Here is a 12,852-nt window from a genome sequence, read left to right as displayed (position 1 = left end):
CAGATGAGTATGGGGTCAGCGGGTCAGCTGTGGATGCGTTCGCCCGTGGCCAGGACGATGCACGGGGACCGGCGACGTAAGGGCGTCGTGAGTCGGACTTGTTGTCTTCTGCAGGGACGCGAGGGCGGCGTCGTAGGCCTCGGCTTGTCGGGTGCCTTGGGCGGGCACCGGACCGAGGTCGTCATAGGTGGTGATTCGAAACGCTTCGCGATAGATCGCAGCGGGCGATCCGAGGCCGTTTGCGCGGTCCCTGATCAGAGCGGCTCTTCCGACCAGGTATTCGTCCCACGCGGGGTGACCGACCGTCGGCGGATCCAACCACGGGAGCGGACGACTAACCTCCGAAGTCTGGGCGCTCGGTCTCCCGGCTAGTTCGCCCACGCGGGTGGGCAGTTCCGAAGGGGAGCTACATCCCCATGCCTCTCGCAAGAGTTTCGCCCGGTCAATGGCGGCGGGGGCTGAAGCCAAAGCACGAGCCAACCGCGGTGCCGACCGATCGGCGAGGATAGCGGCACGAGCTCGGGGTGGCAGTCCCGTCGTGGCGAGCTCAAGGCAGTTCGCGGCAGCGACTCCCAGGGCGTGCTCGTAGTGGCTGATCAACGAGGGGAGTGACGCCGCGTCATCGATGACGGACCTGATCGTTTCTGTGGCCGAACGTTCTGCACCGGACCGCTTGAGGACTCCGCTGATCACTTCCCTAGCTGTGCTCGGCGTAGCCGGATCCGAATTGCACTCGACGGAAATCGCCTTCTCGACGGCGGTGTACCAGGTCGTGCTCTCTCGAGCGCGGGTCGAGGCAACGTAGAGCGATTCCCGGGTCATCTCGGGGGTAACGAGTGCGTGAGCCGTATCTGTCGTCGAGCCCTGGGCTCGATGTGCCGTCGAGGCATACGCGAGCTCGACCGCTTCCGCTACGTAGGCCGAAGGAAGGCGGACGCGTCCCTGGCCAGCCAGTGGGCGAACGGTCAGCGAGCCGTCCGCATGCGCGCGGTCGACGCGCCACGTGTCTCCGTTGTGCACCCAGCGTCCCCGAGCCCAAGTGAGGGTCCGCTGATTGCGTCGAGTCACGACCCAGTCACCGGCAGCAGCAATGTTTCCGTCGCTGATCTCGGTTCCGTCGAGGTCGACCTGCCCGGCAAGGACTCGTTCGGTTCGCGCCCTGGCGTTAAGAGCGCTGACGTCCTCGCTGGTCGCGGCGACGAGGACCGAAACCTTGCCGCCGCGGACGTCCTGCGCCCAGCCCTCGTACGCCGCTTCGAGCATTGCATCGCGCCCGCCGCTGCGAATGCGATCGCGGTCCTTGTAGAAGTCGAGCGCTGACTCGTCCCCGTTGCGCAGCCTCAGCGTCGCGTTGCCTTCTGCCGGATCTGCAAATCGATGGAGGTCGGTCAGGTAGGTGGCGCCCGCCTCTTGTTCGATAAGGCGGAGAGCCCCGCCAGCGTCCACGGACGCGAGCTGCGCCGGATCGCCAAGCAGCCGAATGATCGCTCCACGGTCCTCGGCCACGCCCAGGAGAGCGGCGAGCTGCATCGTGCCCGCCATGCCTGCTTCGTCGACGAGGATGACGTCGCCTTTCCGGACGTCGAACCACGAGTCCGGTTGCGAGGTCGCAGTCGATCGATCCTGCTCATACAAGAACTTGTGCAGGTTTTCGGCCCGCGTACCTAGCTCGAGCGCCAGCACTTCGGCCGCCCGGGCGCTGGTTGCGAGCGGGACCACGCGCCCACCGTTGGCGATCCAGACGTCTGCAAAGGCCTTCATCGCAGTCGTCTTGCCGGCCCCAGCGGGACCGATCCCGACGACGATTCGGTTCGGGTTGCCAGCGAAGGCGTGCACGAGCGACCGCTGTCCCGGGTCGAGATGCAGACCCGAGGAAGATTCGTGAACGGCGAGAGCTGCTTCCAGAACGATCTCGTCGACGCAGGTCTGCGACTCGTCTCGCGCAGCAGCGACGAGTGCGTCCTCTGCGAGCAGCACGCGTCCAGATGTGTAGCGGTCGCCTCCGTGAACCACGAACACGCTCTCGCCATCGCTTGAACGAACAAGCTCCGAAGGTTCAGCGATCAGCTCGGGTGGGCGGATTCGAATGGAGAGGTCCGGTCCGGTGGCCTGCTCCACAACGGCGGCCGTTAGCGCTTCTCGCTGTGCGGGTGTCCCGAGGCGCGTTGAACGAAGCAACCGCTCGGCCTCTGCCTGGACGTTCCAGATGGTCCACGTGGACCGCTCGCTGGACACGCAGCGCACAACCTCCGTCGCCAATGCGGCGGTTTCGGCAGGGGACGGCCGGCGCACAGCGTCAGCCTGCCCACGACATGCCGACACAAACCGACCAAATCGTCTTGAACCCAGCAAACCTCGCGCTTCGACCTCCCAGTCTTCGACCTGCTCTGCGAGTGTTCGCGCCCGTTCTTTGCTGTCTCTGGTCTCCAAGGTGGCCTGTTGTGCGAGCTGGAGCTGGGTGGCGTTGTCGGGCTCCCGGCCGTGCTCGTCGCGGTAGACGCGCCGCAGTTCGGCGTAGCGCGACTCGATCGCGGCGCGACGCCGCGAGAAGTGCTGAATCAGGTCGGGTGGCACTCCTTCGATCTCGCGGACCTGGCGCTTGTCGGCCCTGGCCCGGCTGTCGACGAAGCGGACGTCGAGCCTTTGCGCCAGTTCGTCCTCAATGCGGGTGTTGTAGCGCTCAGAAGCGGCGACGCCCAGCGCGTACAGGATTCGGGCGTCTAATGAACGCCATTTGCCATCGACTCCGCACACCTTGTTGGCAACTGCGACGTGGGTGTGCAGATCCGGGTCGCCGGCCCGCGATTCGCGGTGGTCGAAGGCGGCGCAGATCAATCCGGTCGTGTCGATCTGTGCCGTTCCGCCGCGACCGACCCGCGTGTAGGCGGCGTGCTCCTCGATCCATGCGAGCGCGTTCGCCACCGCGGCCTGGTGCGCCGCCTCGACCTGCTCGCGGACTTCGGGACCGCCGAGAGCCCAGAGGAGGGAGACGGACTTCACCGGGGTGAACACGAGGTCGTAACCCGAGACGGCGCGTCGACCGCGGCGAGCTTCCATTGCGGCCAAGCGGTTTCGCACGGTCTCTGACGGTGGCCGACCGTTCGCCTCCTCCCACTCCGCGAGCCGACCCGCGAGGCGCTCTGTGTACGGAGCTAGGTCGGAGTAGTTCGGGTAGGCCGACCCCAGTTTCTGTTTGCCGTCCGGGTGCATTCCCCGCCCGAACAGCGCCTTCATCTGCGACTCGGTGACGACGCTCCCGGCGATCTCGAGCTGGGCAGCGCCGTGGCCCATCCAGACTCCTGGTGGGTTTCCGCGCGCGACGTAGTACTCCGCCAGCGACTGACCATGTGCCCGGAAGTTGTCCGCAGAGGCGACCTGCCGAGTCAGGTACGTGTAGCCGTCGCCGGCGCTGAGCTTGTGCACGGTCATCACAGCGACCACCCGCTCAGAGACGGATCGCCGTGCAACCCCCGTGCGACATAGGGCGGCAAAAGGCAGGTTTCCGCGGGTAGCCGCGGTATCTGGCGGTCAAATGCTCGTCCCGATGCGAAATGGCGAAGCCGCAGGTCAGAGCTGATCTGACCTGCGGCTTCGGTCGTGGCCAGGGGCGGGGTCGAACCGCCGACCTTCCGATTTTCAGTCGGACGCTCGTACCAACTGAGCTACCTGGCCAACGAGCGAGAAGCATACCGGGATCACTCGGTGCCACCGAATCGGGTCCACCTTCACAGGACCCCGCCGTTCTCGTTTCCGTTGCTGTCATTTGCGTAGTGCTGCACTGCGTACTGCTGCAGATCCGAATCTCTTGTCGGCACGGCATGAGGAGGAAGAGATTTCACTCGGTTCGTGTGTTCTCGGGAGTTCATCCGTCCCGTGGTGCGGCGGGCCGTTGTTTGTCCCATCCAACCGGCCCGGATCGGGCCAGGACAAAGGAGTGTCGAGTGAAAAGACTCGTCGCTGGGGGCGCGGTAGCCGCCCTCATCACCGCCGCGGTGGTCGCGGTCGTGCCCACAGGCGCGAACGCCACCTCCACGGTACGAACCGACCGGCCGAGCCCGAGTGCTCGCGCCAAGGCCGAGCACACCGCGGCCGCTCTGGTCGCCAGTCGGGCGCCCGCCCTGCACATCGGCAAGGAAGACACGATGGTCGCGCAGTCGACGATCTCCTCGACCGGCGGGCTGCAGTACGTCCCGTACCGGCGCAACTACCACCACCTCTCGGTGGTGGGTGGTGACGCGGTCGTCGTCACCGACTCCCGTGGTCAGGTCCTGGCGACCTCGTCCGGGCAGAAGTACCGCACCGACGGATTGTCGACCAAGGCGACGGTGAGCGCGGCGCGTGCTGCCTCCGTGGCCAAGCGCCTCGTCGCGAAGCAGGCCCGCAACGCGACGCCGACGCGGGTCGTGTACGCCCTCGGGACGCCGCGCCTGGCGTGGAAGGTCCAGGTCGCGGGCATCAGCACGAAGGGCGAGTACACCGCGATCGACGCCTACGTCGACGCGAGGACCGGGAAGCTCATCAGCTCGCGCGAGAAGGTCGCCTACGGCACCGGCACCGGCAAGTGGAACGGCCCGAGCCCGCTCAGCCTGTCCACCACCTTGTCGGGGTCGACGTACTCGATGAAGCACCCGACCATCACCAACTTCTCCTGCCAGAACATGAGCTTCGTGACGCTCACCGGGTCCGACGACTCGTGGGGCAACGGGGTCGGTACCAACGTCGAGACCGGCTGTGTCGACGCGTACTTCGGCATCCAGCAGGAGAACTCGATGCTCTCGACCTGGTTGGGTCGCAACAGCTTCGACGGCAACGGCGGCGCCTGGCCGATCCGGGTCGGGCTCGACGACGAGAACGCCTTCTACTGCGACGGCAGCTTCGGTTGCCCGTCCGGTGGCATGCAGGTCCAGATCGGCCACAACACCGCCGGTGAGTGGATCGGCAGCCTGGACGTGCTCGGCCACGAGATGGGTCACGGCATCGACGACCACACGCCGGGCGGGATCTCCGGATCCGGGACCCAGGAGTTCATCGGCGACGTCTTCGGCGCAGCCACGGAGGGCTTCGCCAACGAGCCGTCCGGCTACGACACCCCGGACTACACCGTCGGTGAAGAGGTCAACCTGGTCGGCAGCGGTCCGATCCGGGTGATGTACGACCCGTCGCAGGTGGGCGACCCGAACTGCTACAGCAGCTCGATCCCGAACGCCGAGGTGCACGCCGCCGCGGGTCCGGGCGACCACTTCTTCTACCTGCTCGCCGAGGGTTCGAACCCGGGCGGTGGCAAGCCGACCAGCCCGACGTGCAACAGCTCGACGGTGGCCGGCATCGGTCTGCAGAAGGCGACCCAGATCATGTACAACGCGATGCTGATGAAGACCTCGTCGGCCTCGTACCTGAAGTACCGGACCTGGACGCTGACGGCGGCGAAGAACCTGTACCCGGGCAGCTGCACCGAGTTCAACGCGGTGAAGGCGGCGTGGACAGCGGTCAGTGTCCCGGCGCAGTCAGGTGACCCGACGTGCACCACCGGCGGCAACACCGTCACGGTGGCGAACCCGGGCAGTCGGACCGGCACGGTCGGCACGGCCACCAGCCTGCAGATGACCGCGACCGACTCCCAGGCGGGCCAGACCCTGACCTGGTCGGCCACGGGGCTGCCGGCCGGGCTGTCGATCAACGCCTCCTCCGGCCTGATCTCCGGTACGCCGACCACGGCGGCGACGAACAGCGTCACCGTGACGGCGAAGGACACCACCAACGCCCAGGGCTCGACGTCGTTCACCTGGACGATCAGCACTTCCGGTGGGGGTGGTGGCAGCCAGCTGCTGCTCAACCCGGGCTTCGAGTCCGGGGCGGTGAACTGGACCGGTACCGCCGGCCCGATCACCAACAACACCGGGCGTCCGGCCCGGACCGGCAGCTGGAAGATGTGGCTCGGTGGCAACGGCACGACCGCGACCGAGAACGAGGCGCAGTCGGTGACGATCCCGGCCTCCGCGACGTCGGCGACGCTGACGTTCTGGATCCGGATCGACACCTCGGAGACGACCACGTCGACGGCGTACGACACGGCCAAGGTGCAGATCGTCAACGGCAGCACCACCAGCACGCTGGCGACGTACTCCAACCTCAACAAGAACAGCACCTACGTGCAGAAGTCCTTCGACGTCTCGGCGTACAAGGGCAAGACCATCTCGGTGAAGTTCCTGATGAACGAGGACTCCAGCCTGCAGACGAGCTTCGTGGTTGACGACACCGCGTTGAACGTGAGCTAGCCGGTCCTTCGACAGGGGCGGCCGTCACCTCCGGGTGGCGGCCGCCTCTTGTCATTCCTGGGCTGGCAGGGGTATAACTGGACACGTGTCTAATCAAGTGTCCAGTGAGCGGCTGAGCTGATGCCGAAGCCTGTCCACCCCGACCGCCGCCCCGCCGTGGTCACCGGTGCCTCCTCGGGCATCGGCGCGACCACCGCGCTGACTCTCGCTGCTGCCGGTTACCCGGTCGCGCTCGGTGCTCGACGGGTCGAGAAGCTCACCGAGCTGGTCGAGCAGATCAAGGCCGACGGCGGCGAGGCGGTCGCCCACCCGCTGGACGTCACCGACCAGGCCTCCGTCGACGCCTTCGCCAAGGCGGTCACCGACGACCTCGGCGACATCGAGGTGCTGGTGTCCAACGCCGGCCACGTCTCGCCCGGGATCATCCACGAGGTCTCCACCGAGCGCTTCGCCTCCGAGATCGACCTGAACCTGCTCGGCGCCCACCGCCTGGTGCGGGCCTTCGTCCCGGGGATGCTCGAGCGCCAGCGCGGCGACGTGCTGTTCGTCAGCTCCGACGTCGCGGTGCGCGCACGGCCGTTCATGTCCTCCTACGCCGCCGGCAAGTGGGGCCTGGAGGGCATGGCGCACGCGATGCAGATGGAGCTCGAGGGCTCCGGGATCCGGATCTCGATCGTGCGCCCCGGCCCCACCTGGAGCGAGATGGGCACCGACTGGGAGGACGCCGCCGCGGCCGACGTGCTAACCGGATGGATCAAGTTCGGCCTCGCGCGCCACTCGCACTTCCTCAAGCCGCAGGCTCTGGCCGACGCGATCGCGAACGTCGTGAGCCAGCCGCGCGGCATCCACCTGAACCTCGTCGAAGTGAACCCCGAAGCCCCCTTGGAGAAGAAGTGACTGAGGTTTCGACAAGCTCAACCAGCACGAGCCACGGCTCAACCAGCACCAGCGGGATCCACGACATCAAGGAGGTGTCACGCCGGTTCCCCGAGTCCGAGCACGGCCACCTCGAGGACCTGCGCGACGACCCGATCGACCTGCTGCACCGCGTCCGCGCGGAGTGCGGGGACATCGGCCGCTTCCGGCTCGCCGACCGCGACGTCGTCCTGGTCACCGGAGCCGAGGCGAACGAGGTGTTCTTCCGGGCCCCCGACGAGATCCTCGACCAGGCGGCGGCGTACCCGTTCATGACGCCGATCTTCGGCAAGGGCGTCGTGTTCGACACCACGCCCGAGCAGCGCTCGGAGGCGCTGAAGAACCAGGCCCTCAAGGGCGAGATGATGCGCGGCCACGCGTCGACGATCGAGAACGAGATCAACCAGATGGTCGCCGGCTGGGGGGAGGAGGGCGAGATCGACCTGCTCGACTTCTTCGCCGAGCTGACGATCTACACGACCTCGGCCTGCCTGATCGGGATGCCGTTCCGCTCCGAGCTCGACGGCCGGTTCGCCGAGTACTACCACGAGCTCGAGCGCGGCACCGACGCCCTGGCCTACGTCGACCCGTACATGGAGGGCGTCGAGTCCTTCCGCATCCGCGACGCCGCCCGGCTCAAGCTGGTCGACCTGGTGCAGGCGATCATCGACAAGCGGCACGTGCGCGGGAAGGTCGCCCGCGAGTACCGCGACCTGCTCGACGTGCTGATCTCGCTGAAGAACGAGGACGGCACCGACCACTTCACCGCCGACCAGATCACCGGCATGTTCATCTCGATGATGTTCGCCGGGCACCACACCTCCTCGGGAACCGCCGCGTGGACGCTGATCGAGCTGCTGCGCCACCCCGAGGCGATGGCCGACATCGTCGCCGAGCTCGACGACCTGTACGCCGACGGCAGCGAGGTCTCCTTCCAGGCGCTGCGCTCGATCCCGCAGCTCGAGGCCGCGCTCAAGGAGACGCTCCGTCTGCACCCGCCGCTGATCCTGCTGCTGCGGGTGGCCCAGGAGGACTACGAGATCGGCGGCCACCTGCTGCCGGCCGGCACCATGGTCGGCGCCAGTCCGCGGGTCTCGAACCGGATCGCCGAGGACTTCCCGAACCCGGACGCCTTCGACCCGAGCCGCTACATCGACCCGAACCAGGCCGACCTGCAGAACCGCTGGACCTGGATCCCGTTCGGCGCCGGCAAGCACCGCTGCGTCGGCAACGCGTTCGCGATGATGCAGCTCAAGGCGATCTTCTCGGTGATCCTGCGCGACTACACCTTCGAGATGACCCAGCCGTCGGAGTCCTACGCCGACGACACCTCGAAGATGGTCATCCAGCTCGCCAGCCCGGCCAAGGTCCGCTACCGCAGGCGCGCTCGATGAAGGTCAGCGCCGACCTGGAGCTGTGCCAGGGACACCAGATGTGCCAGTTCGAGGCGCCCGACGTCTTCGGCCTGAGCGGCGACGAGGACAAGGTCGTCCTGCTCGACGCCAACCCGCCCGAGGACCTGCGCGCGCAGGTCACCCAGGCGGTCAAGTACTGCCCCGCTATGGCTCTCTCACTGGAGGACTGATGGTTTCGACAAGCTCAACCGCCGAGGCGATTTCCCGCGCCGAGCTCGAGGAGTTCTGGGACTCCTGGCTGGCGGTCAACCGCGAGGCAGAGCGGATCGGCGACTGGCGGATCATGGCCGAGCACTACGCGGTCGACGCGACCTACGGCTGGATGTACGCCCCCGACGAGCACTTCATGGCGGTGGGTCGCGACCAGATCCGCGACTGGGCGATCGGCATCGAGATGGACGGCCTCGACGGCTGGCACTACGACTACCAGGCCTCGCTGATCGACGACCAGAAGGGCATGATCGTCGGCTTCTGGAAGCAGAAGTCCGGCATCAACGACGACAACGGCAACGAGTTCGAGATCCTCGGGATCGGTGGCTCGTGGTTCGGCGTCGAGCGCCAGACCTCCGGTCCGGACGAGGGTCTGCTGAAGTTCGCGTGGCAGCGCGACTGGTTCGACATGCCGTCGACCGCGCACACGTTCCTCGAGATCATCAAGGCGAACAAGGCCCCCGACACGCTGCTCAAGCGGATGTCCGTCTCCGGCCTCGGCGTGCCCGGTCACTACACCTACGAGAACATCCCGTCCTCGGTCTGGCCGCCGCCGGTCGAGCGCGGCGACTACCTGACGCAGACCGAAGCCCCGGAGGCCAATTAGCCATGACGACCCCTGCTCCGCTCCAGCTCATCGACGGCAAGCTCGTCCCGGCGAGCGCCGGTGCGACGTACCCGATCCTGAACCCGGCCACGGGACAGGAGATCGGTCAGGCTCCGGACAGCTCGGCCGACGACGTCGAGGCCGCCATCGCCGCAGCCCGGCGCGCGTTCGACGAGACCGACTGGTCGACCAACCACGAGCTCCGGGTGCGCTGCATCCGCCAGCTCCAGAAGGCGCTGTACGACAACGCCGAGGACTTCAAGGCGCTGACCACGGCCGAGGTCGGCATGCCCGGCTTCATGATCGGTGCCGCCGGCTTCGACGGTCCGGTCGACGGACTGACCTTCGTGGCCGACACCGCCGAGTCCTACGCCTGGGAGACCGACCTCGGTGTCGCCGAGCCGATGGGCATCCCGAGCCGGCGCACGGTCCGCCGTGAGCCGGTCGGTGTGGTCGCCGCGATCACGCCGTGGAACGTGCCGACGCAGATCAACCTGGCGAAGGTCGCTCCGGCCCTCGCCGCCGGCTGCACCGTGGTGCTCAAGCCGGCTCCGGACACCCCGTGGCTCGCCTACGAGCTCGGGCGTCTCGCGGCCGAGCACACCGACATCCCGGCCGGCGTCTTCAACGTGGTCGCGCCGCGGTCGAACGAGGTCGCTGCGGTGCTGACCAGTGACCCGCGGATCGACATGGTGTCGTTCACCGGTTCGACGCAGACCGGCCGGGCGATCATGGCCGCGGCCGCGCCGACGCTGAAGAAGGTGTTCCTCGAGCTCGGCGGAAAGTCCGCCGCGATCGCGCTCGACGACGCCGACGTCGCCTCGGTCGCGGGTGCCACGGCGTTCGCCGCGTGCATCCACGCCGGTCAGGGCTGCGCGATCACGACCCGTCTGGTGGTGCCGCGCGAGAAGTACGACGAGGCCGTCCAGGTCGCCGCCGCGACCATGGAGTCGATCGGGGCGAAGGACCCGACCGACCCGGGCGCGATCTGCGGACCGGTGATCTCGGCGGTCCAGCGCGACCGCGTCGAGGGCTACCTGAAGCTCGCGGTCGAGGAGGGCGGCACCTTCGCCACCGGCGGCAAGGTCATCGACCAGGACGGCTACTGGATCGAGCCGACCGTGATCGCCGGCCTCGACAACTCCTCGCGCCTGGCGCAGGAGGAGATCTTCGGACCGGTGCTCGTCGTGATCCCGCACGACGGCGACGACGACGCGGTCCGGATCGCCAACGACTCGGCGTACGGGCTCTCGGGCTCGGTCGACTCCGGTGACCTCGCCCGTGCGAAGGCGGTGGCCGCGCGGATCCGCACCGGCACCCTGGCGGTCAACGGCGGTGTCTGGTTCTCGCCCGACGCCCCGTTCGGCGGCTACAAGCAGTCCGGGATCGGCCGCGAGATGGGTGTGGCCGGTTTCGAGGAGTACCTGGAGACCAAGACGATCGCCGAACCGGCGTAGATAGGAACTGACATGCGTTTCGAGAACAAGGTCGTCGTCGTCACCGGCGCCGCACAGGGCATCGGCGAGGCCTACGCCAAGGCGCTGGCTGCCGAGGGAGCCTCGGTCGTCGTCGCCGACCTCAACGAGGAGTCCGGCGAGAAGGTCGTGGCCGCGATCCAGGAATCCGGCGGCAAGGCCATCTTCGTCCGCACCGACGTCTCCGACGCCGCGTCCGCGACCGCGATGGCCGATGCAGCCGTCGAGGCCTTCGGCGGCATCGACGGACTGGTCAACAACGCCGCCATCTACGGCGAGATGGCGTTCGACCTGCTGATCACCGTCGACTGGGACTACTACAAGAAGTTCATGTCGGTGAACCTCGACGGCTCGCTCGTGGTGACCCGCGCGGTCTACCCGCACATCGCCAAGCGCGGTGGCGGCGCGATCGTGAACCAGTCCTCGACCGCGTCCTGGCTCTACTCGGGCTTCTACGGCCTGGCGAAGGCCGCGACGAACAGCCTCACCCAGCAGCTCGCCCACGAGCTCGGCGGCCAGGGCATCCGGGTCAACGCGATCGCGCCCGGCCCGGTCGACACCCAGGCCACCCGCACCCAGGCCGGCGACGCCGCGCACGACATCGTCCGCAACAGCCTGGCGATCAAGCGGATCGGGCAGGTCGAGGACATGGTCGGCGCCTGCCTGTTCCTGCTCTCCGACGAGTCGAAGTGGGTCACCGCGCAGATCCTGGCGGTCGACGGTGGCCAGGTGTTCCGGTCGTGACGGGTCGCGTCGGCTTCATCGGCCTGGGCAACATCGGCAAGCCGATGGCGCTCCGGCTGACCAAGTGGGAGGGCGGCCTGACCGTCTTCGACATCGCTCCCGAGCCGCTCGCCGAGCTCGAGACCGCCGGCGCGAAGGTGGCCGGCTCGGTCGCCGAGCTCGCAGCGGACTGCTCGGTCATCTCGATCATGGTCAACACCGACGACCAGGTGCGCGACGTGATGGGCCAGATCCTGGGCGCCGCCAAGCCGGGCACGGCCCTGGTCGTGCACTCGACGATCTCCCCGGACCTGCCGCCGCGGCTCGAGGACCTCGGCGGTCGCCACGACCTGCTCGTCGTCGACGCCCCGGTCAGCGGGGGAGCGATGGGGGCCGCGGACGGCACCCTGGCGATCATGGTCGGCGGCAGCGACGCGGCGTTCGACGCGGTCCGCGGACCACTCGGCCTGATGGGCACCGAGGTGGTGCACTGCGGCCCGATCGGCAACGGCACCGCCGCCAAGCTCGCGCGCAACCTGCTGCACTTCGTCGCCTTCACCGCGACCGGTGAGGCGCTGCGCCTGGCCGAGGCCGCCGGCATCGACCTGCAGGCTCTCGGACGCATCGTCCGGCACACCGACTCGATCACCGGTGGCCCCGGCGCGATCATGCACCGCGACACCACCCAGGAGCTCGCCCCGGACGACTTCTGGGTCTCGATCTTCAGCCACGTCCGCGCGATCGGCGAGAAGGACCTCTCGCACGCGATCGAGCTGGCCGACCGTCTCGGTGTCGACGTACCGATGGCGCATTTCGCGCTCGACCACCTGAGCGCCGCGCTCGGGCTTCCTAAGGAGGACTGATGGGCAAGTTCGACGATCTTCCCGAGATCCGCCGCCAGGGCCTGGAGAAGATGGAGCAGGTCTACGGGTTCGAGATGAACGACATGGACGGCGACTTCTTCCGCTATACCGCCGACCACCTATTCGGCGACATCTGGAACCGCCCGGGGCTGAGCGACCGCGACCGCCGACTGCTGCTGATCGGGATGCTGTCGACCCACGGCGCCCAGGACGTCCTTTCCATCCAGATCCCGGCTGCGTTCAAGGCCGGCGAGCTGGACGAGGATGCGCTGCGCGAGATCGTGATCATGGTCTGCCACTACGGCGGCTGGCCGGTCGGGGCTCGCCTGAACAGCCTCGTCGAGGACACGATCGCCAAGGGTCGCTGAC

10 protein-coding genes and 1 tRNA gene are annotated in these 12,852 nt (G+C 67.8%); 9 read left to right on the top strand and 2 right to left on the bottom strand.

Translation table 11 applies throughout. The annotated features are described in order from the left end of the window. Nucleotides 1-15: 15 nt before the first annotated feature. Entirely contained in the window at nucleotides 16-3,429 is a 3,414-nt protein-coding gene (gene mobF / locus EFL95_RS16250) for a MobF family relaxase (protein ID WP_123235392.1), read from the bottom strand. Between the two features lie 169 nt (nucleotides 3,430-3,598). Then, nucleotides 3,599-3,672 (bottom strand) — tRNA-Phe (locus EFL95_RS16245). A 269-nt stretch (nucleotides 3,673-3,941) separates the two neighbouring features. Between EFL95_RS16245 and EFL95_RS16240 the strand changes: the two genes are divergently transcribed. The 9 genes from EFL95_RS16240 (at nucleotide 3,942) to EFL95_RS16200 (ending at nucleotide 12,851) form a co-directional block, all read left to right on the top strand. After that, nucleotides 3,942-6,275, top strand: a complete 2,334-nt coding sequence (locus EFL95_RS16240) for a M4 family metallopeptidase (protein WP_246005005.1) — start codon at nucleotides 3,942-3,944, stop codon at nucleotides 6,273-6,275. Between the two features lie 120 nt (nucleotides 6,276-6,395). Beyond that, a complete protein-coding gene (locus EFL95_RS16235; protein ID WP_123235147.1) occupies nucleotides 6,396-7,172 on the top strand; it encodes an SDR family oxidoreductase in 777 nt (258 codons plus the stop codon). Next, nucleotides 7,169-8,584, top strand: a complete 1,416-nt coding sequence (locus tag EFL95_RS16230) for a cytochrome P450 (RefSeq protein WP_281272234.1) — start codon at nucleotides 7,169-7,171, stop codon at nucleotides 8,582-8,584. The genes EFL95_RS16235 and EFL95_RS16230 overlap by 4 nt, the downstream gene beginning before the upstream one ends. Further along, the gene (locus EFL95_RS16225) at nucleotides 8,581-8,775 is read left to right on the top strand and encodes a ferredoxin (protein WP_123235146.1); all 195 of its coding nucleotides are present in this window, start codon (nucleotides 8,581-8,583) and stop codon (nucleotides 8,773-8,775) included. Before EFL95_RS16230 ends, EFL95_RS16225 begins: the two co-directional genes overlap by 4 nt. After that, entirely contained in the window at nucleotides 8,775-9,422 is a 648-nt protein-coding gene (locus tag EFL95_RS16220; protein ID WP_183407222.1) for a nuclear transport factor 2 family protein, read from the top strand. The genes EFL95_RS16225 and EFL95_RS16220 overlap by 1 nt, the downstream gene beginning before the upstream one ends. 2 nt (nucleotides 9,423-9,424) lie before the next feature. Then, nucleotides 9,425-10,879, top strand: a complete 1,455-nt coding sequence (locus tag EFL95_RS16215; protein ID WP_123235145.1) for an aldehyde dehydrogenase — start codon at nucleotides 9,425-9,427, stop codon at nucleotides 10,877-10,879. Between the two features lie 12 nt (nucleotides 10,880-10,891). Further along, the gene (locus tag EFL95_RS16210) at nucleotides 10,892-11,641 is read left to right on the top strand and encodes an SDR family oxidoreductase (protein WP_123235144.1); all 750 of its coding nucleotides are present in this window, start codon (nucleotides 10,892-10,894) and stop codon (nucleotides 11,639-11,641) included. After that, nucleotides 11,638-12,483: an NAD(P)-dependent oxidoreductase gene (locus EFL95_RS16205; protein WP_246005004.1), complete on the top strand. Its 846-nt coding sequence runs from the start codon at nucleotides 11,638-11,640 to the stop codon at nucleotides 12,481-12,483. The genes EFL95_RS16210 and EFL95_RS16205 overlap by 4 nt, the downstream gene beginning before the upstream one ends. Beyond that, complete coding sequence (locus tag EFL95_RS16200; protein WP_123235143.1) at nucleotides 12,483-12,851, top strand: carboxymuconolactone decarboxylase family protein; 369 nt, start codon at nucleotides 12,483-12,485, stop codon at nucleotides 12,849-12,851. The genes EFL95_RS16205 and EFL95_RS16200 overlap by 1 nt, the downstream gene beginning before the upstream one ends. Nucleotide 12,852 lies beyond the last annotated feature (1 nt).

It is taken from the genome of Nocardioides marmorisolisilvae (assembly GCF_003725775.1).
In the GTDB taxonomy this organism is placed as follows: domain Bacteria; phylum Actinomycetota; class Actinomycetes; order Propionibacteriales; family Nocardioidaceae; genus Marmoricola; species Marmoricola marmorisolisilvae.
This window is presented reverse-complemented; position numbering and strand designations above follow the sequence as displayed.